We start from the raw sequence: 24,195 nt of genomic DNA, 5'->3' as shown, positions 1-24,195 counted from the left end.
TTAAATAAATGTATGACTATTTCATATATATGTCAATTAACTGGCCAATTAATCCATTATAATCAATAAACATAGGTTATACCTTTGTGCTTGCTATATTCTGCTTTTCACGGATCATGGCCTTCGCTTCATGCTGACATAACAAATCCAGCTCTGCTTTATCGAGAGGGGTTGTAGCGGCTAGGTAATTTAATTCAATATTAGAAATGAGATTGCTAAATACATATTCAACACGTTTAATATGAAATTCAGAACTCACTATCGTCGCTTTATTTATATTATTAGCAATCAATATAGGCAGAGACATTGTTGCATCCTCAAAGGTAAAACGACTTTGGGCAATCTCTAAAAATGCGCTCTCAGGCACGCCTAATTCAATTAAATACGCTTTGGTTAACTTTCCATGAGCAAATCTACTTGTATTGAAGTGCTCACCAAAGCCTCCAGTACAAAGTACTTTGCTGCCAGGGTATTGAACATATAATTGAAATGCTTTGTCACATCTACTCTTGGCTATCAAAGATAACCGGCCGTCATTATAGTTCGGTGAACCAAGTACTATAATGGCATGAGATTCATTTTCTTTCATCGTGGATACCTATAATGCAAGCCTTCTTTTGTAATATGAGTACACTAATACATATCTTAATCAAAGTTCGATTAACTAGTGCTAAATGTTATCTAACCAGTGCAATTTTGCATTATTAATGGTGGCAGATAAATTATTTACTTGGTTTTTAATTAAACACTAGGTCAATTCTCTATTCCTTGCGACAATTAGCACAATTATATTAAACATGGCTTATTATGAAATTATTAGTTAGAAACCTTTCACGCGCAACGACTGAGCAAGACATTCGTGTGTTATTTACCGCCTATGGTAAAGTTGCTGAATGCACGCTTGTATTAGACAAAGAAACAGGTAAATCAAAGGGCTTTGCATTTGTTGAAATGCCTATTGAATCAGAAGCTAACGATGCAATTAAAGCGTTAAACCAAAGCAATGTTGATAAAAACAAGATCCGTGTTAAATTGGCTGACGCTTAAATAACCACGCTAGACAAAAAACCAGCAATTGCTGGTTTTTATATCTAGAATCTGAGGCTGGAGGTTAAGGTCTCAATGAAATAGTTTTAACTTCAATAGTCGCTTCCCCACCAAGTTCATCCTTTAGGTCTGGCACTAAATAAATTGCACTTACGTTCTCTTTTATTATTCCTTTATCAATAGAGTTTTCAGGAGTCCAGCTTGGTCTAGCAAAATCCGCTAAATCTATGCAGTGAGTACCCCACTGAGTTTGTGCTGGAAGTATATACTGGTAGTGTGCATAACTTTTATCACCTTGCCCGCCATAATCCTTTTGAGAGAGCTTCACAACGAGATTTTTGCTGCTTTTATATTTAAGTAAAATAGCTGAATTACCTTCAAACGTTTGCTCCGGTAAATCATAGATCAGCTCAACCCAAGAATTATTTTTGGCATCCACTCTTGGCACTCGTTTAAACGAAATCCAGATGCGCTCATCTGTTAACAGCGTCTGCTTCATTTTGACTTCACTGCCATGTGGATCAGTGGCAAAGCGCCAATCTTTTTCATTAAGTGCGGTTGGAGCCAACTCTTGCTGACACTGCTGTGCTGAGGTTGAAGACACTGAAAGTACAGAGCTAAGTACCATAAGCGATAAAGCTGGAATAAACATACAACATCCTTTTTATTATTTTTTCTTTAGGGTTGTTGTTAGCATACCTGAAATTTGTTTTTATTTCAGGCACAAAAAATGGGCAATTAAGCCCACTCTTTTAGCACAATAAATATTTATTGCTTAATCATCAGCTTCATCATCAAAATCTGGCGACTGGCGCTGTGCTGGTCTTGCCAAAATTTCCACATAGAAAGATGACAGCTCCTGCTTTTCAATTTCGCTGATACAATTATTAATTTCGGCAACATGCACAACTTGCGCTTCTTCTGCTGTGTTACCAAATTTACAATCAAATGCCCAATAATCAGCATCGAACGGTAACGTTTTGTTACGCTCTCTTTTCAAATATTTTTTCACTTCATGCTTTGCAGCGTCAACCATGCGAGGGTATTTGATTTTCTCGTGATTCAGCGTGAATGTTTTCTTCATTATGTTCCTAAATTACCTTGGTTTAATGATAATGGCATTTTTGAATCCCATTTAAGGCCATTATAGCAACTGCATTTAAGTTTTGGGTGCTTTTTTTTCCTTAAACGAAATAAATTACTTTAGCGGTTATTTATTGCAAAAAAGTGTCACGCTTGAGCCAAATGCAACGGCTGGTGTAAAGCGTCATTATTAAGGCTGTCATAAAATGCGGCTGCATCAATTTGTGGGTTATCTAGTTGCGTTTCTTTATCAAGGTGACGCTTGCGAACCGCGGGCTCACAGTTATCTATAATGTGAAGAGGAATATGATGTTTATCATCTCGAACAGCAATTGGCTCAGGTGATAAACAGCTGCGTAAGCGTATATCACTCATTCCTGCTTGGTGCAAAATCTGTGCGTTGTGCTCCCCAATAAGCATATCAAACTCATCTGGCGCAAGAGGTTGTTTGGGGCCTGCGCCGAGCTCAGAGCGCAACTGTTCTTCATCATATTCTTTCGCATCAGCGCCAAATGGAGTTTTGGGTAAATGAAATTGACTAAAATCCAGAGCATCATGGGATAACATTGCTAAAAGTAGCGCAAACTCGCCACGACGTGATTCACACACGCTTTTCGCGAGGCGATTGTCGAGCTGACTCTCTGTGATTAACAATCCATCAATTTGCATAGACTTTGGCCGATTATGTTCATGAATAAATATTTATCGGCATTATTTGATATTTCTTTAGCTTTTTTCTTTACTTAAATAATAACTTTGCTATTATCGGCGCCGTTGCATTGGAGGGGTTCCCGAGCGGCCAAAGGGATCAGACTGTAAATCTGACGGCTCAGCCTTCGCTGGTTCGAATCCAGCTCCCTCCACCACTTTTCTTACCGCTAAGTTAAGTGGGGCCAAATGTAACAAAATAGTGTGGAGGGGTTCCCGAGCGGCCAAAGGGATCAGACTGTAAATCTGACGGCTCAGCCTTCGCTGGTTCGAATCCAGCTCCCTCCACCACTTCTTTTCTACCTCAGTTTTTTCATTATAAAAATCAATATACTAATCAAATACCCATTGTAAACTCATGCCATGCTGCTTTAGCCATTGTGATGCCTTTTTGTATTGCGGATGAAATGTACCCACTCTCAACCAAAACTGGCTACTGTGGTTTAAGTATTTTAAATGTGATAATTCATGCACTACCACATAATCAATCACCCATTTTGGCGCACCGACTAGTAAAAGGTTAAACGTCAACTCTCTACGACGGTTACAACTGCCCCAACGTCGTTTATAAATCATGATTTTTAACTTGTTCGGTAACTCTTCCCCCATTTGCTTACAATAATCATGTATTCGCATTTCAATATAGCTTTCTAATTGAGCATGCAAAAAACTTTCTAGCTGGCTTTGATACATTGCTGTTTTATTTTTTACACGAGGTGAAATTGTGATGTCTAAGCCCGACATTATGCCACTGTCCATTGCAGCCACTGCCGTTTTTTTACCGGTATTAAAGCTGAGCTTCAATGGTGAGCCAAACAAGTTTATCTGCAAGGATTTGAGTGGTAACTGCTGCGTTTGTATTAATTCACTTTGTTTTGTTATCTGTAATTGAATCCAATCTTGTTTTGTCTGTAACCAGTGTTCTATTGAAGCAACTGCGACACCATAAGGAGCATAAACCGTCAGTGACTGATGTTGTACTTTCATCGCAACCGTTTTACGCCGGCGGCTTCGTTTTAATGTGTATTCAACCAATTTAAACTCTTGAGCGCACTAATAAAGAAATTTGCATGCGCACATAATACCTTGCTAAATAACTGCTAATCTATAAATAAGTATAATAATTTAAAGCTGAAACAATTATGCCAGATAAGCCTTGTTGTAGTTATACCTCACCTGATAACAAACGATGCCAAGAAACAGACATGGGCACAGGATTTTGCTTTTGGCACGATAAGAAATTTGATAAAACGGGCCTTGAGTTGACTCAAAAGCTAGAGCGTTATGCAAAAAAAGGTGGACTACTCCAAGGGCTCGAGCTTCAACGCGCAAATTTAACCGGACTCAACTTGGTTAAACATGATGACGAGGAAGGATTCGATCTTTCTTATAGTAATTTCTACCGTACAAACCTTTCAGGCGCTCACTTATTTAATAATAAAATTGCTTATGCTTCATTGATGAAAGCCAACCTTCACGAAGCAAGCCTGCATTATTGTAATCTTCAACACACAAACTTATTAGGTATAAAGTTACATAATACGCGAATCGATAATATAGATTTAGGCGTTCAGCTACTTCAAGAACAGCAAGCAAAAGCGGCCTTTAAAAAGCAAGATGCGGCTAAATCAATAGATCTCTATGAACAGTCTGAAGAGATTTATCGTAATTTGAGAAAAGCATCTGAACAACAGGGTTTGTTTGAACTGGCGGGTAATTTTACATTTAAAGAACTTAGAATGCGCCATGAGCAATATCCAAAATATTCTTTAAAGCGACTCAGTTCAAGCTTTATTAATATGTTATGTGGTTACGGTGAAAAACCACAAAATGTGATTCGCTTTAGTTTATCACTCATCGTTATCTGTGCTTTGTGCTATTTCCTATTTGGCGTTACATACAACGACACTCTTTTACAGCTCAACTTTTCGGCCCCATTAAGTGACAATTTATCAGCCTTACTAAACAGTTTTTATTTTAGTGTAGTCACCTTTACTACTTTGGGGTATGGCGATATAACGCCAATTGGCGTATCACGTTTAATCGCGGCGATTGAAGCTTTCTGTGGCAGCTTTTCTTTGGCTTTATTCGTAGTCGTATTTGTAAAACGAATGACGCGTTAGGAAAAGTTAGAAATATACAATCAGGCTATAACTATTATTAATATTAATGGTATGATAATTACTAATATATTTTTCAGTTAGTTTTGTTTTTAAAATTAATTATTTTCACACACCTCACTTTCAATCAATGAGTTATATGATTGTAATGACAAAATTAGAGCCGCTATGCTGTCAGCTTTTTTTATTACCGACCAGGATCCTAGTCTCATTATTAACGGGACTTATAATCCATTATTGGTTACATTATCAGTCCTCACTGCCATTTTTGCAGCTTATTTTGCAGCACTACTAATTGATCTTGCTAAAGTAACTCGATTTCATAACTACCAAAAACTCGCTAACTCTACGGCTGCATTAGTACTATCCGGCGGTATTTGGAGCATGCACTTTATTGGCATGCTAGCGTTCTCCTTATGCACAAATATTAGCTATGATCCAGCATTGACCTTTTTATCTTTTATTCCTGCATTTTTAGCCTGCCTCACAGCGACATCGATGCTTGTTAAAGAAGATAAAACAAATATACAGTTGATTATTCCTGCCATTTTGCTGGGTGCTGGAATTGGAACGATGCATTACAGTGGTATGGCGGCTATGGAGCTTAGCCCATTACTTAGATATGACCCGCTGACATTCAGTTTGTCTATTTTGGTTGCTGTTGTACTTGCGTATATTTCACTTTATGCCCGCTTTAATATCAACCGACTCTTCCCCAAATTAAACGTGACGCAAACCCGCCTTATTAGTGCAATTATTTTAGGTTTTGCCGTTGCAGGAATGCACTACATGGGCATGGCCGCAACTCGCTTTGTTGCAGTATCACCTTTAATTACTGACGGCCAAAGCTCAGAGCTTACCTTAATTGCTATTAGCGTGGTTTTCTCAACAATTATTCTCACAGCTATTGTTGCTATTATAAACGGTATGGTGCGCTACCGAATGCTACTAGAAGATAAAACCAGTAATGAATCTAGACTCGCCGCTATTTTATCTACCGCCATTGATGGCATAGTGACAATAGATCAAAAAGGTATCATTCTCAGTTTCAACAAAGCAGCAGAAAACATATTCGGCTGGCAAGAAACTGAAGTACAAGGTAACAACGTTAAAATGCTAATGGATGATGAGATTGCTAAGCATCACGATGGCTACTTATCTAAAGCAAGAACAAATACATTTGATTTAAAAGCTGTCATTGGGGTTAACCGTGATGTCTTTGCAAAGCATAAAAATGGGAATGTCTTCCCCATTCGCTTAGGGGTTGGAGAGGTAGAGCAACCGAATCAAGAGCCATTATATGTTGGCTTTATTACAGACCTGACTGAGCAACGCAAACTACAGCAAGACTTAGTCACTAAAGAGCAACAATATCGCTCATTGATGGATAACATGCCCGGCGTTGTTTTTCGTTGCCAAATAAACGAAAAATGGAGCATGATATTTATCAGCCCTAATATCAATGAAATGACTGGCTATATACCTGATGAGTTTATAAACAAAAACATAGAATATGGCGATTTACTATTCAAAGACGATATTGTGCATATAAATAAAGTTGTCGAGCAAGCTATTGCTAAAAAAGAGCAATACTCTATTGAATACAGAGTGCGCCACCGTAACGGCAAACTAATATGGATACTAGAAAAGGGCAGCTTTGAATTTAATCAACAAGGCGAACCTATTTGGATTGATGGTGTTTTAGTCGATATCAGTGAGCGACGAGAGTACGAAGACAAGCTAAAACTTGCCAAGATTGCCGCAGAAGAAGCAGCACAAGCTAAACAGTCATTTATGGCCAACATGAGTCATGAAATTCGCACTCCGATGAATTCAATTATTGGTTTTAGTGACTTGCTGATGGATACGCCCCTTGATCAAGAGCAACAAAAACATCTGGTGACCGTCAACAATGCAGCGCGCTCATTGCTTAGGCTGTTAAACGAAGTACTTGACTCCGCTAAACTTGAAAAAGGAAAATTAACTATTGAACCAGTGCATTTCAATTTGCAACCAGTGCTCGACAGTATAATTTCAACCTTTTGGTTAGAAGCCAAGAAAAAAGACCTTGAAGTAACGTTAACAATCAAAGACTCTGTTCATAAAGCTTATTATGGCGACCCCGATCGTATTCGCCAAGTACTAACAAACCTGATTGGCAATGCTATTAAATTTACTGAACAGGGTTCTATCAATGTAACAGTGAGTACGACACAAAATGAACACCTGTTTTTTGAAGTTCAAGACACGGGGATTGGTATTGCACCAGAGCGCATAAAAGCAATATTTCAGCCTTTTGAACAAGCTGATGGCACCACTACACGCCGTTTTGGCGGCACAGGGCTTGGCACTACTATTAGCAAACAATTAGTTGAGCTTATGGGCGGGACTATCAACCTAGTAAGTAAAGAAAATAAAGGCAGCTGCTTCTTTTTCTCGCTTCCGTTAGAGGTTGGTGATGAAAACCTTATTAACTACTTTGACGGTTTACACACGCAATTACCAGCTCTTCGCATCTTAGTCGTTGACGATATTGAACAAAATGTAGAACTACTTCGTTTGTTACTTTCTCGTGATAAGCATACAGTCAGCACCGCAAGCAATGGATTAGAAGCTCTGGCTATTTTTGAACAACAAGATTTTGATGTGATTTTAATGGACATTCACATGCCTCAGTGCGATGGCATAACAGCGACTCAAAAAATACGCGAGATTGAACAACATAGGCAACTAAAAAACACCCCAATTATTGCCTTAACAGCGAGCGTTTTACAGCAAGATAAGTTAACCGCTAAAAAGGCAGGTATGAATGGCTTTGCCAACAAACCAGTTGATATTAACCAGCTTAACCAAGAGATTTCTCAAGTACTTGGCTATGGTCTAAAAAAAGAAGTACTCATAGAACAAAAAGACCCCAAAGCAAAGCATATTGATTTTGAAAGAGGACGCCAACTGTGGGGCAGCAAGTGCAAACAAATCACACAAATACAGCGTTTCCTTGAGCAACAGCAAACGCTTTGCGATGCCCTGTTTACTGGCGGGCTCGATGCCTTAGATAATGCACACAGTACCCTGCATACATTAAAAGGGTTGGCGGGTAACTTAGGTTTACCGACTATGATGGCGTTATTTTCAGAGCTTGAGAAGGCACAATCTCCCCAATTGCAAACTGAGCTAATTTCTAAACTTGAAGTCGAATTAACAGCGGTAAGCTTATTACTCGAGGAAAAAACCTTAGCATGTAAACCAGCTATAACCGCAGATAATACACAATACACGAGTGCGCTCTCTATCATCGAATTTAAACGACTTTGTGAGCAACTGTATAAAGACGCTGAGCATGCAGAGCTCAATGATGAATTTTTAGAAAAGATTAAACGTCATACACCTGAAGGGTATCAAACCGATATCGACAATTTGGTTGAATTCTTTGACGAATTTGATTTCGATGCAGCACAAGATAGTTTAAAAGCTTTAATTGAGCTGTTGAATAAAACAGAACAAATGGAGGTCCAGTGATGGATATCAACGCAAACCGACCTCGTGTATTAATTGTTGATGATGAGCCTGCTAACCTTAAAGTGATGCGTGAGGTGTTAAGTAACCAATACCGTTTATCGTTTGCAAAATCGGGTGAAGCCGCCCTTGCGCTTATAGATAAAGAACCTCCTAAGCTTATATTACTCGATATTATGATGCCTGATATGAATGGCTTTGAAGTATGTAAACGGTTAAAAGCTAATCCAGCAACCCAGCATATCCCGATTATTTTTGTTACTGCTCTTGCTGATGAAAGCGATGAATTTAAAGGTTTCGAAATAGGCGCTGTTGACTACATCACAAAACCTATAAGCCCTGCTATTGTTCGCTCTAGAGTAAAAACACACCTATCACTGGTGCAAGCAGAACAACTGAAACTCGCGCACGTTGATTTAGTTCACCGTCTTGGTCAAGCGGCTGAATATAAGGACACTGATACCGGCGAACACATTGTTCGAATGAGTAAGTATAGTAAAATATTGGCGCTGGCTTATGGAATGGATGAACATCACGCCGAGCTTCTAAGGCAAGCTGCTCCCATGCACGACATAGGTAAAATTGGTATTCCTGATGCAATTTTATTAAAGCCAGGAAAGCTCACGTCTAATGAGTTTGATTATATGAAGCAGCACGCTGAAATAGGCGCCAAGATATTAGCAAACTCAAACTCACCGTTATTGCAACTCGCTTATGTCCTCGCTATGGAACATCATGAAAAGTGGGATGGCACTGGTTACCCTAACGGTGTTAAAGGTGAAGAAATTTCGATTGAGGGGCGCATAGTCGCCATCGCCGATGTATTTGATGCGCTTACCTCTAAACGCCCTTATAAACAGGCGTGGAGTGTCGATGAAGCACTCACCCACATGAGAGAACAAGCAGGTAAGCACTTTGATCCGCAACTTATTGACCTGTTTGAAGGCCAGCTTGATGAAATTATGAAAGTATACTCAACCTACCAAAACTGATTTATCGATAGCTTTGCTGATATGGCTGTAATCATGGGAAGTAATCTCATGATTATTACCACTGTTATCTTTAAAATACATCGAAAATGTTACACCGTGGTCGGCAATAATCGTTTTGATTTTATGTGATTCGAAGTGGCTAAGCCAAGTAATAAATTGCTGCCCTGTTGCGCCAAACGCGATTCCTTTACTTGCACCTGTACGCTCAAATAGTGCCAGTCGTGTTGTTGCGGCTGCGTCTTCGAGTGTCAGCGGACCTTTGCCCTCATCCCAAAATGTAAGCTCAGGCACAATATTAAAACCGAGTATCTCCTTATACCAAACAACAGCCTCGGCTAAGTTTTCAACATTAAGATGGCAATGATCAATACCCGATAATAATGGTGCAGTCATATTACTCACCTACTTCTGACTTTAACTGCTCAATAAATGCCAACATATAATCAGTGCGGCGCTGAGCTTCTTCTTTAGCTGACGGTGTATTCATACTCTTTGCGACATGAAGTAGCTTAATAAAGAAATGATCAAGCGTATAAAGCTTATCGTCTGCTTCACGGTCTTGGCAAAAAGGGTCTTGTGGATGATATAAATGACGGCTTATTGAGCCCCCTACTTTCATACAACGGCTTACTCCAATTGCACCGAGTGCATCCATTCTGTCTGCATCTTGAACGATTTGCGCTTCAATGGATTGCACTTTTATATTAGCACTGAAGCTATGGGCTGCAATAGCATGATGAATCGCATCAAAGTAGCTTTCATCGTAGCCAATAGAGGCTAAAAAGGTGACCGCTTTATCTGCCGCCATGGTTGACGCTTTTGCACGATCTGGATGGTTTTTTGCAACCGCTACACAATCGTGTAACCATGCTGCAGGGAGCACTACAGCCATCTCGGCCTGCTCTGCAATACATAATTGTTTGGCAACTCTCACAACCCGCTCAATATGCGTTATATCATGTGCTACATCAGCGCAAATAAGTGACGAGATAAAGCTACGACATTCATTTTCAAGTTGTTGTAGCGGCGCTGGTAACGCTATTTGCTGTTCCATAAATTTCGCTGTTTCAATGTAAAACAATATATTGCGGCTACTTTAACGCGGTTATAGGCACTTGTGCAAAACATTCATTGTATGTTCGACCCCGCTTTACTAAAATAGCCGCTAATTTATCTGTTATGAGTATGCAAATGTCATCTGCTATTTACCTGCAAGCTGGTCGTGAGAAGTCTTTAAAAAGAAAGCACCCTTGGTTATTTTCTAAAGCTATTAAAAAAATTAAGGGCAAACCTGGCCTAGGTGACACCGTTACTATTCACGATAACGAAGGTAAATTCCTAGCAACTGCTGCTTATAGCCCGCATTCGCAAATTCGTGCACGTGTTTGGAGTTTTGATGAAAAAGAGGTTATCGACCAACACTTTTTTGAACGCCGTTTACGTCGTGCACTTGCTGCTCGCGCCCAAGTTATTGAAGAAGGTGGTTTAACCGGTTTTCGTTTATGTGCCGCCGAGTCTGACTTTTTACCCGGTGTGACCATTGATAAGTTTGACAATGTATTAGTTTGTCAGTTGTTGAGCGCAGGTGCCGAGCGCCATAAAGGTGAAATTGTCGCCGCTCTAATGACTATTTTCCCGGGTTGTGATGTATATGAGCGCTCTGACGTTGATGTACGTAACAAAGAAGGTTTAGAGCCGACAACGGGTGTACTGTGGGGCAATAAACCACAGCAGCCAGTATTAATAGAAGAAAACGGTTTAAAACTCGAAGTTGATATTATTGAAGGTCATAAAACTGGCTTTTACCTTGATCAGCGTGATAGCCGTGCCGCCTTAGAACGCTTTTCTAAAGACAAAAAAGTACTTAACTGCTTTAGCTATACCGGTACTTTTTCACTTTATGCATTACGTGGGGGCTGTGAGCATGTCACTAATGTTGATGTATCACAACCAGCTCTTGATACAGCAAAGCGCAACGTTGAACATAACAATCTTGATTTAAATAAAGTCGATTTTGTCAAACAAGATGTCTTTAAGCTATTGCGTCAATACCGTGAAGAGGGCGTTTTATTCGACACCATCGTAATGGACCCACCCAAGTTTGCAGATAACAAAGCTCAACTCACTGGCGCGTGTCGTGGTTATAAAGATATCAACATGATTGCCATGCAAATACTTAAACCCGGCGGCACATTACTCACATTTTCATGCTCAGGCTTGATGGAACAAAACTTGTTCCAAAAAGTGGTTGCCGATGCAGCGCTTGATGCCGGTAAGGATTTATTAATTATGGAGCGTTTAAACCAAGCAGCCGATCACCCTATTGCAGGTAGCTACCCAGAAGGTTTTTACCTCAAAGGATTAATTTGTAAAGTTTATTAGGCTGACTACGCAGTCTAATTAAACTGCATAATCTCAAGCCCTGCGGTGATCGTGCCGTCATCTTCTTTAGAGGCACGAATCACTTTAGCGACAGCATCTAACGGTGCAATTGTTGGACTCGTGGAGTCAATTTTAACCTTAACAATTGTGCCTATCTCTAACAGATCGTCTAATTGCAAAGACAAACCTGTAGCACTCAAATCAACACATAATGCGTCGTATTGCTCATCTTTAATTGGCTCTAACGTTGTTAAAGTGGCCTTTGCGTTAATTTGCATCCGTCTAAAATTGCGTTGGTCTTCATTAAGCATACTGTCTCCTAAACAACACTATTAATTTTATCAACTAGCACAACGACTGAAAATGGTTTAATGACATAGGCGTCACAGCCAGCCTCAAATCCAGCCTGCTGCTCTTTTTCAGACTCTAAGCCTGACACCATGACAATCGGGATATCCTGTGTCTCTGGTGTATTTTTTAGCATCCGGCATGTATCGTAACCATCAAGCCCCGGCATGCATACATCCAACAATATTACATCGGGAGGATTAGCAATGGCTGAGGTCAAACAACTTTGCCCTGAATCAGCATAGCTCAAATCAAAACTATTTGATAACGCCGCTTCTAGCATTTCATAATTAAAGTACTCATCGTCTACAACCAGAAGCCGTAGACGCGAACGAGCCATTGAGTCCATATAACGATTAGTTCCTTCTTGTCTTGTTAAGGCTATTCACACTCTTTTATAGCATTTAAAATACGCTTTGCTGAAATTGGATAAGGCGTGCCTAGGGTTTGCGCAAAAAGTGATACGCGAAGTTCCTGCTGCATCCAAAAAATATCAATCAGCATTTGGGGTACAGGTAGTCCCGGCGCCACTTTTTTAAGCTGCTTTTGATATTCTTGTGCGACCTTGTCTAATTCTAGTACACATAATCTGTCACGATTTGGATCAACTGGCAACTTTTCTAAGCGTTTTTCTACGGCTTTTAAATAACGGATGAGATCACTTAGCTTTTCAGCGCCGTGAGAGGAGACAAAGCCTTTAAAGACTAATGACTCCAGCTGGCTTTTTATATCACCATGCGCTGTGATCATGGTTAAGTCCACTCGCCCTTTCATTTTTTTATGTAAAGCGTGCGCAATACTCAGCACTTGCTCGACTTGCGTTGCTATCGCAACAACGGTATCACCGAGCTCACCGCGTACTTGCTCTTTTACTTGCTCAAATGCTTGCTCTGTTCTCACATCGCCTAAGTTTTTAAGTAAGCTGTCTACGCCTGCGGCAATACAATCATCAATTAAATCAGCCACTTTACCAAATGGGTTAAAGTAGAGGCCGAGTTTGGCTTTGTTAGGCAAATTTTGTTGTAAATACTTTATTGGCGACGGCACATTTAATAATACCAAACGACGCAGCCCTTGCTGATGTGCCGCTTGTGCTTTGATTTCATTATCAAATAGCTCAACTGCAGTAGATGATTTTTTATCCACCAGCGCAGGGTACGCTTTAATTTCGTATTGCCCTTGTTTTTTAACATATGAAGCGGGGAGCTTACCAAAATCCCACTGCGTTAAATCTGCTTTTTCAATTCCTTTATCAGCTACTTTAGAGAGTGTTTGCGTTACTTTACCTTGTAGCTGCGCTTTTAACTTGGCTAAGTCCATACCGCGAGCGAGCAGTGCATTTTTTTCATCACGCACTTCAAACTGGAATCGTAAATGAGTGGCTAGTGTTGTTAGCTCCCAAGCATCAGGTTCAACACGCACCCCAGTCATACGCAACAACTGATGACTAAGCGCTTCAATAAAGTTACCTTGCATTGGCGTAATAGCACCTAGCACGGCATCAGCATAGTTCGGTGCAGGAACAAAGTTACGACGTAACGATTTCGGCAATGATTTTATTAATCCAGTAATAAGCTCATGGCGAAACGCCGGAATATGCCAATCAAAACCGCTTTCTTCAACCTGATTCAATAATGCCACCGGTATTTGTACTGCCACACCATCGACGGCTTGGCCGGGATCAAAATGATAGCTCAGCGGCAACATCAGGTTGTTTTGCTGCCAAACATCAGGGTAATCAAACTCAGTGACACTGTCAGCGCCGTGTTGCATTAAATCATCACGAGTCATATGTAAAAAGCGTTTATCTTGCTGCTTTTTGGTTTTGTACCACTTAGTGAATGCCGCACGGTTATTGATATCTTGCGGAATTTTTTTATCGTAAAACTCATAAAGCGTTTGCTCATCAACAAGTATGTCGCGGCGGCGGCTTTTATTCTCAAGCGTTTGAATATCTTCAATCAGCTCACGGTTAAACTGTAAAAACCCTTCATTTTGACCCAGCTCTTGTTCAACCAAAGCACTGCGAATAAATAGCTCACGGCTCACTTTTGGGTCAATATTGCTATACACACAACGGCGTTTAGAGACAATAATCAACCCATAAAGCACTTGCTGCTCAAACGCGATAACAGCGCCCGGCTTTTTCTCCCAATGTGGCTCACTGTAGCTACGCTTAACTAAGTGCTGCGCAAACGGTTCAACCCAATCAAGGTTTATTTTGGCATTGATACGCGCATAAAGCTTACTGGTTTCAACCAGCTCAGCCGACATAATCCATTTCGGGCTCTTTTTAAATAATCCTGAACCTGGAAAGATATGAAACTGACTATTGCGCGCACCTTTGTATAACTGCTTTTCGTCTTTAAAACCAATATGACTCAGCATACCGCTCAATAACGCTTGGTGAATTTTATCGCCGTCAGCCACATTTGTAGTGGCTTTCATGCCCATTTCGTTACAAACCGTGCTTAGTTGATAAACAATGTCTTGCCACTCACGGATACGCATATACGCCAGCATGTCTTTTTGGCAAAGCTTTCTAAACTGGCTGTTACTGAGTTCACTTTGCTGCTCTTCTAAGTAATTCCACAAATTTAAAAACGCAATGAAATCTGAATCTGGATCATCGAAACGGCCATGCTTTTCATTGGCTGCAGCACGTTTTTCTTGCGGGCGTTCACGAGGGTCTTGAATCGACAAGGCTGCAACAATAATAATTACTTCACGCAGTGCACCGAGCTTTTGCGCAGTTAATACCATTTTAGCTAAGCGCGGGTCTACCGGGAGTCTGCTTAAGTCCATCCCCGATTTTGTTAATCGTGTTTCTTGATGACGCTTAGTGGGTTTAACGGCTTCAAGTTCTTCAAGCAAGGTTAAACCATCGTTAATGTTACGGCTATCAGGCGCTTGTACAAACGGAAAGTTAGCCATGTCGCCTAGGCCTAAACCAAGCATTTTTAAAATAACCGAGGCTAAGTTGGTGCGCAGTATTTCAGGGTCGGTAAACTCAGGGCGCGAATTAAAATCGTCTTCTGCGTATAATCGAATGCATATACCCGCTTCAACACGGCCACAGCGCCCTTTACGCTGGTTCGCACTGGCTTGTGAAATCGGTTCAATAGGTAAGCGCTGTACTTTGGTTCGGTAGCTGTAGCGGCTAATACGCGCTGTTCCTGGGTCTATAACATAACGAATGCCCGGCACCGTTAAAGAGGTTTCAGCAACGTTGGTTGACAAAATAATATGGCGGCGACTATGCGGGGCAAAAATGCGGTTTTGCTCTGCATTTGATAGGCGTGAATAAAGCGGCAGTACATCAGCGCCTTTTAAGTTACGTTTACTGAGTGCATCGGCGGTGTCGCGAATTTCCCGTTCACCGTTTAAAAAGATTAAAATATCGCCTGGGCCTTCTTGGCATAACTCATCCACTGCATCAAAAATGCCTTGCAGTTGATCGCCCTCTGCCTCCATGTCGTCTTTATCAATTTCAACTAACGGTCTGTAACGCACATCCACCGGGAAAGTGCGCCCTGACACTTCAATAATTGGTGCATCATTAAAATGTTTTGAAAAACGCTCAGGATCAATGGTTGCAGAGGTAATAATGACTTTTAAATCGGGACGTTTAGGTAATAAGTTTTTTAAATAGCCTAAAATAAAATCGATATTAAGGCTACGTTCGTGGGCTTCATCAATTATGATGGTGTCGTATTGATTTAAAAAACGATCTTGCTGAATTTCAGCTAACAAAATACCGTCTGTCATCAATTTGATGTAACTATTGTTTGATACTTGGTCGCTAAAGCGAATTTTAAAACCCACCTGCTGGCCAAGTTCGCATTGCATCTCACTGGCAATACGATCTGCAACACTGCGTGCCGCTAAACGTCTCGGTTGAGTGTGGCCAATATAGCCATCAACACCACGGCCAAGCTCTAAACACATTTTAGGGATCTGAGTTGTTTTACCTGAGCCGGTTTCGCCAGCTATGATAACTACTTGGTTATTGGCAATAGCGTCTTTAATGTCGTCTTTTTTCTGACTAACCGGAAGTTGCTCTGGGTAGGCCACTTTTGGTAGTTGAGCTAAGCGAACCTCACGCAACTGTCGGCTACGTGTTATATCTGCGGTTATTTTTTCTATAACAGCCGCTTGTTTAGCTTCATCAGATATTTTTTTTATGCCATGAAGGCGCTTTTTGAAGATGAATTGATCTTTTCTTAAACACGTTTTGAGTTCACCAAACAATTGACCTAGGTTTACCACCCGCGACTTCCTTAATAATTTTGAATAAAGACGCCCAATTGTATCAAACTTTACAGCAATATAAATTTTATCTGTGAGTGCCGATTTTGGCTGAGGCTGTAAACAGACAATGCTATGCTTTGCGCTTACTTATCCAAGGTGTTTACTATGAGCTTAAAAAGTTTAATCCAATTGTTTGCGCTTGCGGCTATTTGGGGCGCATCATTTTTATTTATGCGAATGGCAGCAACCAGTTTAGGCCCAGCGGTACTGATTGAATTTAGAGTCGGCTTTGCAGCCCTCACATTGTTTTTAGTAGCACTGTATATTAAACGCCAATCTGTTTTTAAGAGCTTAGCGTTTAAAGCCCATCGTAAACATTTTTTTATTATTGGCGCACTTAATTCCGCACTGCCCTTTTTACTCTTTGCGTATGCAGCCCAAACAATCAGCGCATCAACGTTATCCATACTAAATTCAACCACCCCTATTTGGGCAGCAGTAGTAGGCGTAATATGGGCTAAAACAAAACCAACAAAGAGTATGATTTGTGGTTTAGTGCTTGGCTTAATCGGCGTTGTACTGCTTGTCGGGCAAGATAACTTTAGCCCAGATTCAGACTCACTAATAGCTATTATTGCGGCGCTTTGTGCATCGTTAAGCTACGCCATTGCATCGCATTACACTAAGCACGCACCTAAGTTAACGCCTTTCAATAATGCACATGGCTCGATGTGGGCAGCAAGTATATTGGTACTGCCGCTCGTTTTTGTTATGCCAATTCGAGAAGTCCCAACCACACACGTTATGTTAGGGGTTGTTGCTCTAGGCGTTATTTGTACTGGTATTGCCTATATTTTGTTTTTTAATTTAATTGAAGAAATAGGCCCAACGTCAGCACTAACCGTGACGTTTTTAATTCCACTTTTTGGGATTTTTTGGGGTCATCTAGTGCTTGATGAACAGATTGGTTCAAACACCCTACTTGGTGCATTGTGTGTCATAAGTGGCACTATGTTAGTCACTGGCTTTTTACCTAAAAAACTAGCACTACGCTTGCCAAAAAATACGTAAAAAAAAGGTGCATTTATAATGCACCTTTTATCCTGTGGGTAAAACAGGGTTAGTTATAGCGCAGCAAAAACCTCGTCAGTTTTTGCAGCACAAATAAAATCATTTTTGTGAAGGCCTTTAATAGAATGGCTCCACCAAGTAACCGTCACTTTGCCCCATTCAGTTAATAAACCAGGATGATGGCCTTCGTCTTCCGCCATATCACCTACTTTATTAGTAAAGGCAATAGCTTGTTTAAAGTTTTTAAATTTATAAACACGCTCTAACTGCATAATGCCATCGCGTACTTCAGGCACCCAGTCCGGGATCATTTTAATTAGTTCTGCTAGCTCTTCGTCTGACACTTTTGGAGCATCAACATGACATGCTTCACACTTTTGTGCGCTTAATGATGACATTTTAAATCCTTAACTTGCTATTTTTTCTTTAGGAGGAAATTTTGGGTCGTGTAACCCTAATTCTTTTGCTTGCTCAACTATCGCCATAATATCCAACTGTGAAATATCAAATAAATCATGGATAGAGTTTATGGTGTAGTACAAAGGCTGCATTATATCAATGCGATACGGTGTGCGTAACACATCAAGTACATTCATTGGATTTATTTCTGGCTTATCAGAGTATACGTATTGTGTCTCGCCTGGGCTTGATAAAATACCACCACCGTAAATACGTAGGCCGTCTTTGGTTTGCATCAAACCAAACTCAACAGTAAACCAATACATACGCGCTAAATAAACGCGATCTTTTTTCTCTGCTGCGTACCCTAACTGGCCATACTTATGGGTAAACTCAGCAAAATCAGGATTGGTGAGCATCGCACAATGGCCAAATATTTCATGGAAAATATCTGGCTCTTGTAAATAATCAAACTCTTCACGTGTTCTTATAAATGTTGCCACAGGGAACTGCTTGTTTGCTAGTAAACGAAAGAACTCATCAAAGTCAATCAATGCAGGCACCGGGGCTACTTGCCAACCTGTGGTTGCTAACAACACTTCGTTTAATTCGCTTAACTGCGGAATGCGATCATGAGGAAGGTTTATTTTTTTTAGCCCTTCCATATACTCATCACACGCCTTGCCTTCAATACACTTTAATTGACGGGCAACGAGCTCTGACCATGTTTTGTTTTCTTCATCGCTCCAGTGAATCACCCCATTTTCATCGGGTGTTCTAGAGGTGTACTTACTTGCTTTAGCCATAATTACCTTCTTGCTGTTAAACCGAATATCGGTATCAACGTGTTACCCAGATACTAAGCAAATGTAAGGCAAAGTTTAATAGCTGGGTTCATATCAGCCAATGGCTACAACACCAAGATCGTAAATTTAAAATTACAGTTTTAGAGCGTAATATTTACACCCTTATAAACACTGGCCTTAAGACCCAGCTTAATGTACACATAAAATTACGAATTACATAGTTTGAGTAAATGCATGGTTAAGATCATTAATTATATCGTTAACATCTTCAAGCCCAACAGAAAGGCGAATTAAGCCATCGCTTATACCCGCAGCCGCTCTTTCCTCTGGCGTATAGGGCGAATGAGTCATCGATGCAGGGTGTTGTATCAATGTTTCAGCATCACCTAAGCTCACTGCTAATGTGCACAGCTTGGTACTATTTATAAACTGCTCGCCGTCTTTTAGGCTGCCTTTTAGCTCAAATGCAATCACTCCACCAGCCGCTTTCATTTGCGTGCCAATAAACTTATTTCCCGGATGAGACTTCAAGCCAGGGTAATAAACGGTGTTAACATGTGGGTGTTGCTCTAAAAATTCAGCAATAGTTTGCGCGCTTTCACAATGGCGCTGCATACGTATTGCTAATGTTTTTAAACCACGGTTAATTAACCACGCATCATGAGGGCTAATGGTTGCACCAATGTCTTTAAGTACCGTCATTTTAATTAAGTTAATATGCTCATCGGAGCCACACACTAAGCCCGCAACCACATCACCATGGCCGTTTAGGTATTTTGTTGCACTGTGGACAATTAAATCAATGCCATAATCAGTTGGTTTTTGCAGCAGTGGAGTTAAAAAAGTATTGTCGATAACGCTAATAAGCTGATGCTGTTTTGCAACGTCACTGATCAAGTTTAAATCCATTACAGCCATTGTTGGGTTAATCGGGGTTTCAGCAAAAATCATTTTTGAGTTTGGTTTTATCGCCTCACGAAGTGCTTGTTCATTGGTCATATCAACAAAGCTTACCTCTATTCCCCAGCGCGGTAGCATATGAGCAAAAAAAGCAAATGTGCAGCCATACAAAGCACTTGATGCAACAAGGTGATCCCCTTGTGATAAGAAGCTCAACACCGATGCTGACACTGCCCCCATTCCGGTTGCTGTGGCCGCAGCGGCTTCGCAATTTTCAAGTTGAGCAACCTTTTGCTCAAGCTCTGTGGTCGTTGGGTTACCTAAACGGGTATAAATATAACCGGGCTCTTCCCCTGCAAATCGAGCTGCGCCTTGTGCTGCATCAGTAAAATGAAAGGTAGATGTTTGATACAAAGGCGATGTTAAAGCGCCGTGTGGATCGTTCGCTTTATTTGGCCCATGAATACATTGACTGTCGATGTGGAGTTTGTTCATTGTATGATCTTTTTTGATTATTATTAATATGATAATCAAAGCGTATCAGCAGGTAGATAACAAGCATGCCGGATGCACAGATGGCTATTCAGTGCTAAGCACCTAATAGCCACTGTACAGATATGTTGTCAGTTTTAAAGAGGCTGTTGATCTTTGCTGCTCTTTTTACGAGACACAATTTTACTGGCAATAAGCTGGGCGGTGCCTTTGAGCAAACTGCGTTTATGCTCTAAGCGCGGTAACGGACGGCTCAATTCCATGGCTTTATAACCAATACGCGCGGTAAATATACCAGCACTTAAACCTTGCGCCGCACGGCCAGACAGTTTACCAAGTAACTCAGCGCTAAGTGCGGTTGCCGCTAAATCAGAGACCAGCTCAGCACTACCAACAAACATCACTTGCTTTATCAACATTTTATAAAGCTTAATGCGGCTTGCATAACCAAAGCCAATGCCATAAATACGCCCTATTTGCTCTATTAATTTAGTGCCTCGCCAAAGAACGGCCATCATATCAACTAATGCAATCGGGCTAAGTGCCACAAGCAAACCTGATTCTGTGGCAAAACGGTTAATTAATTTTTTTGCTTGGGTGTCTTGCGCGACCAATAAGCTATCAGCGTACAAGGTCATGATTTCTTTATCCGTATGGTGCGTTGCAACACTTGCTTTAAACTCATCAAAGCCTGTTAATTGCTGATGCTTATTAAGCTTTTCAAGCCAAGGTAATGCACCACCCACTTGCTCTGAATTAAGTAACCTATCGGCTTCGTGACGGTGTAATTGATTACGCTTTAAACTGCGCAACATACGGTACTCACGCCATAACAAGCGGCCAATTAGCAAAAAACCAGTAACAACGGCAATAGAATAAACAGTGCCTAAAATAATTGATTGTTGAAATGCAACCACTAACGAAAATGCAAATTCCATCAGCACTAACGTTAAAAAGCTCACAACGAATACCCCTTTTAGGGTTTGCCATTTTGATTTTTTATATACTGGTGCGAGGTCAATATCGTCTTCTAACTCAGGTTCCTCTTCGGCTTGGTGTTCAAATTCACCGTGTTCAACGATTTTTGCAGTAACCAAGTCTAATTCAGGGTCGCCAATCGGCTGCTCAGACTCAATACGCCTTCCCGCTTGAAATGAAGTTGATTCACTCATGTAAGTTTATCTCCTAATAGGTACTGCATAACATGATCTAACCGAATATGTTTTAACTGTTTATCTGGGCATGGCATAGGTGAGAATGACAAAAACTCAAACCCATTTGCAGGCCATTCTGTTTTAGTTAACATGCGTGATGGCGGTTGCCCAGGTAAATAGGTCAGCCATTGCTGCTCATTTAATGGTTTGCCATAAATACAATTAAGGGGTTTGCCTTGCTCAGTAATTTTTCGAGGTTGCGTTGCTGCGATAGATGACATCGCGATGGTCTCAATTTTCACCCCATCAAACTTAAGATGATTTGCTTGCTCATGTACTAATGAATCAAGCAGTAAGGCTAAGTCTTTATGGTGTTCACCACTGATATGATCTGATTTATTAGCCGCAAACAATAATTTATCTATATTGGGTTTGAACAAGCGCTTTATAAAGCTATTTTCACCATAGCTAAAATGCGCTAGTAATTGCTGAATAACAGCGCTTTGCTCATGCAGCGTTTCAGGTCCTTCGTTTAATGCACTCAGTACATCGACCAATACAATCTGACGGTCAAAATGACGAAAATGCTGGGTATAAAATGGTTTCACCACTTCTTTTACATAAGCGTTAAAACGCTTGTGTAAATGTGCCAAGTTTGAACCGGGAATTACTTCACCGTCATATTCAGCCACAGGAAAAAACAACAAAAGAGGTGCGCCTTGCAGCTCTCCAGGCATCAACATGCGTCCAGGTTGGAGCATGGCAAGTTTAGTGTCTTTTTTTAAACCCACTAACAAGCTTTGGTAGAGTTTAGCAAGTTCACTCAATGCGTGCTCATCGACAGGCGCATTCAAATCAAGGTTATTAAGAGCGGATAAAAAGTCTTGTGCTTTATCAACACGAGGCTGCTGCACCAATAACGCGTATTGTTGCTCACACCACTGGTGGTAGCTTTGCTCAAGCATCGGTAAATCAAGTAGCCACTCACCTGGGTAATCAATAATATCAAGGTATAATGTTGATTGTGGTGCAATGTGCGAGCGTAATCCCGAACCACTTTGATATTTAATAGCCAAACGCAAGGTATTTATACGTTCTGTTGAGGCAGGCCACATAGGTTCGCCATCGTGAGGCAATAATGCCCCTAACGCATTTTGATAAGCAAAGGTAGGAATAGTCAGCGCTTGTTGCGGTACAACTTTAGTGGCGATGTGACGCTTTTGCTGCATAACATCAAAAAAGGGTAAGTTTTTATCGTCAGCTTGGCTGGTCAAATGTTTAACAAGTGCAGTAATAAATGCTGTTTTACCGCTACCACTTAAGCCTGTTACGGCAAGTTTTACATGTTGGTCTAAACTTCGGTGGACTGCTTTTTCAGCTTTCCCTTTAAGTTTATTGAAGGCTTTTTTTGCAGATGAAGTGTTTATCATAATGAGTGAGCACTTTATCTACTTACTTTACTAGTCTGATAAAGTGCTATTAAATCCTTTAAAGCTTGTTGATTTCACGGCTAACCGTAAACTCTGTTGAAGTCACGTAACGCTCCATCTCTTGCAAGCGTGAATCTACACGGCCCAAGCGATCTTTAAGATCTTGTAACGCGCGACGTGGTGGCTCACCTTTTTGCCATACCTTAAATTTTACTTCAAGTGGGTCTTCATGTTGTGTTGTATAAGAGCTTGCCGGTGAATTTGTAGGCTTTTTATCTAAAATAAACCATGCTGCAATATACGCGACCACAAATAAAGGTCCGCCGGCTAATAGAACTGCGGTGACAAAAATGATTCTGACTAACCACAATTCCATATTAAAATAATCACTGAGTCCTGCACATACACCGGCAATTTTGCCTCGTACTGGGTCTCTTAACAGTTCGCGTTTAGTATTCATACTTTACGTCTCCACTGTGGGGCCTCTTGATCAAGTAGTGCTTCTAGTGTTTCTACTCGGTCTGCCATTTTATCTGCTTTTTGAGCAAGCTCTAATAACTGGCGGTGTTCATGTTCACTCAAGCCTTGGCTTACCTGCTTTTTGCTACGATAATGTAAAATTAACCATAGTGGCGCAACCACAATCATAAAAATGATAATTGGGGCAACCAACACATCTGCGTCAATCATAACCTTCTCCTGCACAATCCGTTTATTTGTTTAAGCATAGGGGGAATATTCCCCCTTAATTATTATATTTTACTTGTCAGCAAGCTTCTTTTTAAGCGCTGCTAATTCATCATCAATCTTTTCATTTTGCTGTAAATCAGCAATTTCATCAGACAATGACTTTTTACCTAAGTCGTACGATTCTACTTGAGATTCTAGACCATCAATTTTAGTTTCGTAACGTTCAAAGCGATTTAATGCATCTTCAACTTTTGAGCTATCTAATGCTTTTTTCACTTCAAGGCGCGACTCAGCCGAGCGTTGACGTAAGATAATTGCTTTTTGACGTGCTTTAGCGTCTGCTAACTTCTCTTGAAGTGTGCTAACTTCCTGTTGGAGTTTCTCAATATGAGATTCGACATGGCTTAGCTCAGTTTCAACAGCAGCCACAGCGTCAGCCGACTTTTGCTTTTCAAGTAAAGCGGCGCGTGCTAGGTCATCGCGGTCTTTGCTTAATGCAAGCTCCGCTTTATCTTGCCACTCTGATACTTGTGCTTTTAGTGTATCAACACGACGTACTAACTCTTTTTTCTCTGCTAATGTTTTAGCTGATGTTGAACGCACCTCAACTAACGTGTCTTCCATTTCTTGAATGATAAGACGAACCATTTTTTCAGGATCTTCTGCTTTATCCAAAATGGCATTGATATTAGAATTAACAATGTCTGCAAAACGTGAAAAAATTCCCATAACATTTACCTCTGTGATGTTTAACTTAATTGGTCTGCACTCACTGTTACAATATGCTTGCCAACTTTATAAAACAT

The 24,195-nt window shown here is 40.6% G+C and carries 24 protein-coding genes and 2 tRNA genes; 8 read left to right on the top strand and 18 right to left on the bottom strand.

The window, feature by feature from the left end; genetic code table 11:
* Window positions 1-76 precede the first annotated feature (76 nt).
* Window positions 77-589, bottom strand: a complete 513-nt coding sequence (locus ACHUE3_RS09300; protein WP_394192201.1) for a YdcF family protein — start codon at window positions 587-589, stop codon at window positions 77-79.
* 218 nt (window positions 590-807) lie between these two features.
* On the opposite strand from ACHUE3_RS09300, the gene ACHUE3_RS09295 reads away from it, so the two are divergent.
* Window positions 808-1,047: an RNA recognition motif domain-containing protein gene (locus tag ACHUE3_RS09295; protein ID WP_058560552.1), complete on the top strand. Its 240-nt coding sequence runs from the start codon at window positions 808-810 to the stop codon at window positions 1,045-1,047.
* Between the two features lie 64 nt (window positions 1,048-1,111).
* Here ACHUE3_RS09295 and ACHUE3_RS09290 read toward each other — a convergent pair whose 3' ends face one another.
* From ACHUE3_RS09290 to ACHUE3_RS09280, 3 genes are all read right to left on the bottom strand, one after another.
* Window positions 1,112-1,699, bottom strand: a complete 588-nt coding sequence (locus tag ACHUE3_RS09290; protein ID WP_394192200.1) for a hypothetical protein — start codon at window positions 1,697-1,699, stop codon at window positions 1,112-1,114.
* A gap of 123 nt (window positions 1,700-1,822) precedes the next feature.
* Window positions 1,823-2,131, bottom strand: a complete 309-nt coding sequence (locus tag ACHUE3_RS09285) for a DUF6172 family protein (RefSeq protein WP_394192199.1) — start codon at window positions 2,129-2,131, stop codon at window positions 1,823-1,825.
* A gap of 146 nt (window positions 2,132-2,277) precedes the next feature.
* Window positions 2,278-2,799: a VC2046/SO_2500 family protein gene (locus tag ACHUE3_RS09280; protein ID WP_394192198.1), complete on the bottom strand. Its 522-nt coding sequence runs from the start codon at window positions 2,797-2,799 to the stop codon at window positions 2,278-2,280.
* A gap of 112 nt (window positions 2,800-2,911) precedes the next feature.
* Here ACHUE3_RS09280 and ACHUE3_RS09275 point away from each other — a divergent pair.
* A tRNA-Tyr gene (locus ACHUE3_RS09275) sits at window positions 2,912-2,996 on the top strand.
* A 48-nt stretch (window positions 2,997-3,044) separates the two neighbouring features.
* Window positions 3,045-3,129: transfer RNA gene (locus ACHUE3_RS09270), tRNA-Tyr, on the top strand.
* Window positions 3,130-3,171: 42 nt separating this feature from the next.
* On the opposite strand, the gene ACHUE3_RS09265 is transcribed toward ACHUE3_RS09270, so the two are convergent.
* Window positions 3,172-3,873, bottom strand: coding sequence for a M48 family metallopeptidase (locus tag ACHUE3_RS09265; RefSeq protein WP_394192197.1), 702 nt, complete (start codon window positions 3,871-3,873; stop codon window positions 3,172-3,174).
* Window positions 3,874-3,980: 107 nt separating this feature from the next.
* Here ACHUE3_RS09265 and ACHUE3_RS09260 point away from each other — a divergent pair, with 107 nt between their 5' ends.
* From ACHUE3_RS09260 to ACHUE3_RS09250, 3 genes are all read left to right on the top strand, one after another.
* A complete protein-coding gene (locus tag ACHUE3_RS09260) occupies window positions 3,981-4,961 on the top strand; it encodes an ion channel (protein ID WP_394192196.1) in 981 nt (326 codons plus the stop codon).
* A gap of 165 nt (window positions 4,962-5,126) precedes the next feature.
* On the top strand, window positions 5,127-8,477 hold the full coding sequence (locus ACHUE3_RS09255; protein ID WP_394192195.1) for a PAS domain S-box protein: 3,351 nt from the start codon (window positions 5,127-5,129) through the stop codon (window positions 8,475-8,477).
* Window positions 8,477-9,466 (top strand): response regulator, encoded by a 990-nt coding sequence (locus ACHUE3_RS09250; RefSeq protein ID WP_394192248.1) that lies wholly within the window; start codon window positions 8,477-8,479, stop codon window positions 9,464-9,466. Before ACHUE3_RS09255 ends, ACHUE3_RS09250 begins: the two co-directional genes overlap by 1 nt.
* Here the strand turns inward: ACHUE3_RS09250 and ACHUE3_RS09245 are convergent.
* Window positions 9,449-9,859, bottom strand: coding sequence for a VOC family protein (locus ACHUE3_RS09245; protein ID WP_394192194.1), 411 nt, complete (start codon window positions 9,857-9,859; stop codon window positions 9,449-9,451). The genes ACHUE3_RS09250 and ACHUE3_RS09245 overlap by 18 nt on opposite strands.
* A 1-nt stretch (window position 9,860) precedes the next feature.
* The gene (locus ACHUE3_RS09240) at window positions 9,861-10,520 is read right to left on the bottom strand and encodes an HD domain-containing protein (protein ID WP_394192193.1); all 660 of its coding nucleotides are present in this window, start codon (window positions 10,518-10,520) and stop codon (window positions 9,861-9,863) included.
* A gap of 137 nt (window positions 10,521-10,657) precedes the next feature.
* On the opposite strand from ACHUE3_RS09240, the gene ACHUE3_RS09235 reads away from it, so the two are divergent.
* On the top strand, window positions 10,658-11,848 hold the full coding sequence (locus tag ACHUE3_RS09235) for a class I SAM-dependent methyltransferase (protein WP_394192192.1): 1,191 nt from the start codon (window positions 10,658-10,660) through the stop codon (window positions 11,846-11,848).
* Window positions 11,849-11,862: 14 nt separating this feature from the next.
* On the opposite strand, the gene ACHUE3_RS09230 is transcribed toward ACHUE3_RS09235, so the two are convergent.
* Genes ACHUE3_RS09230 through hrpA form a run of 3 tightly spaced genes read right to left on the bottom strand, consistent with a single transcriptional unit; the run spans window position 11,863 to window position 16,465 of the window.
* Window positions 11,863-12,159: a PilZ domain-containing protein gene (locus tag ACHUE3_RS09230; protein WP_394192191.1), complete on the bottom strand. Its 297-nt coding sequence runs from the start codon at window positions 12,157-12,159 to the stop codon at window positions 11,863-11,865.
* Window positions 12,160-12,167: 8 nt separating this feature from the next.
* On the bottom strand, window positions 12,168-12,545 hold the full coding sequence (locus ACHUE3_RS09225) for a response regulator (protein WP_394192190.1): 378 nt from the start codon (window positions 12,543-12,545) through the stop codon (window positions 12,168-12,170).
* Window positions 12,546-12,577: 32 nt separating this feature from the next.
* Entirely contained in the window at window positions 12,578-16,465 is a 3,888-nt protein-coding gene (gene hrpA / locus ACHUE3_RS09220; RefSeq protein ID WP_394192189.1) for an ATP-dependent RNA helicase HrpA, read from the bottom strand.
* Window positions 16,466-16,612: 147 nt separating this feature from the next.
* On the opposite strand from hrpA, the gene ACHUE3_RS09215 reads away from it, so the two are divergent.
* Window positions 16,613-17,518, top strand: a complete 906-nt coding sequence (locus ACHUE3_RS09215) for a DMT family transporter (protein ID WP_394192188.1) — start codon at window positions 16,613-16,615, stop codon at window positions 17,516-17,518.
* 53 nt (window positions 17,519-17,571) lie between these two features.
* Here the strand turns inward: ACHUE3_RS09215 and ACHUE3_RS09210 are convergent, their stop codons facing one another.
* The 8 genes from ACHUE3_RS09210 to pspA form a co-directional block, all read right to left on the bottom strand.
* Window positions 17,572-17,916 (bottom strand): 4a-hydroxytetrahydrobiopterin dehydratase, encoded by a 345-nt coding sequence (locus ACHUE3_RS09210; protein ID WP_087530773.1) that lies wholly within the window; start codon window positions 17,914-17,916, stop codon window positions 17,572-17,574.
* A 9-nt stretch (window positions 17,917-17,925) separates the two neighbouring features.
* A complete protein-coding gene (gene phhA, locus ACHUE3_RS09205) occupies window positions 17,926-18,723 on the bottom strand; it encodes a phenylalanine 4-monooxygenase (RefSeq protein WP_394192187.1) in 798 nt (265 codons plus the stop codon).
* Between the two features lie 213 nt (window positions 18,724-18,936).
* On the bottom strand, window positions 18,937-20,118 hold the full coding sequence (gene megL / locus ACHUE3_RS09200; RefSeq protein ID WP_394192186.1) for a methionine gamma-lyase: 1,182 nt from the start codon (window positions 20,116-20,118) through the stop codon (window positions 18,937-18,939).
* 134 nt (window positions 20,119-20,252) lie between these two features.
* Window positions 20,253-21,287: a TIGR01620 family protein gene (locus tag ACHUE3_RS09195; protein WP_394192185.1), complete on the bottom strand. Its 1,035-nt coding sequence runs from the start codon at window positions 21,285-21,287 to the stop codon at window positions 20,253-20,255.
* Window positions 21,284-22,699, bottom strand: a complete 1,416-nt coding sequence (locus ACHUE3_RS09190; RefSeq protein ID WP_394192184.1) for a YcjX family GTP-binding protein — start codon at window positions 22,697-22,699, stop codon at window positions 21,284-21,286. Before ACHUE3_RS09190 ends, ACHUE3_RS09195 begins: the two co-directional genes overlap by 4 nt.
* Before the next feature lie 58 nt (window positions 22,700-22,757).
* On the bottom strand, window positions 22,758-23,159 hold the full coding sequence (gene pspC, locus ACHUE3_RS09185) for an envelope stress response membrane protein PspC (RefSeq protein WP_394192183.1): 402 nt from the start codon (window positions 23,157-23,159) through the stop codon (window positions 22,758-22,760).
* Complete coding sequence (gene pspB, locus ACHUE3_RS09180; RefSeq protein WP_099296101.1) at window positions 23,156-23,389, bottom strand: envelope stress response membrane protein PspB; 234 nt, start codon at window positions 23,387-23,389, stop codon at window positions 23,156-23,158. Before pspB ends, pspC begins: the two co-directional genes overlap by 4 nt.
* 69 nt (window positions 23,390-23,458) lie before the next feature.
* Complete coding sequence (gene pspA, locus ACHUE3_RS09175; protein ID WP_394192182.1) at window positions 23,459-24,118, bottom strand: phage shock protein PspA; 660 nt, start codon at window positions 24,116-24,118, stop codon at window positions 23,459-23,461.
* Between the last annotated feature and the right edge of the window lie 77 nt (window positions 24,119-24,195).

The sequence above is a fragment of the Pseudoalteromonas atlantica genome (assembly GCF_043641955.1).
GTDB lineage: Bacteria > Pseudomonadota > Gammaproteobacteria > Enterobacterales > Alteromonadaceae > Pseudoalteromonas > Pseudoalteromonas atlantica_A.
The sequence above is the reverse complement of the archived record's forward strand: the minus strand, read 5'-3'. Positions and strand labels throughout refer to the sequence as shown.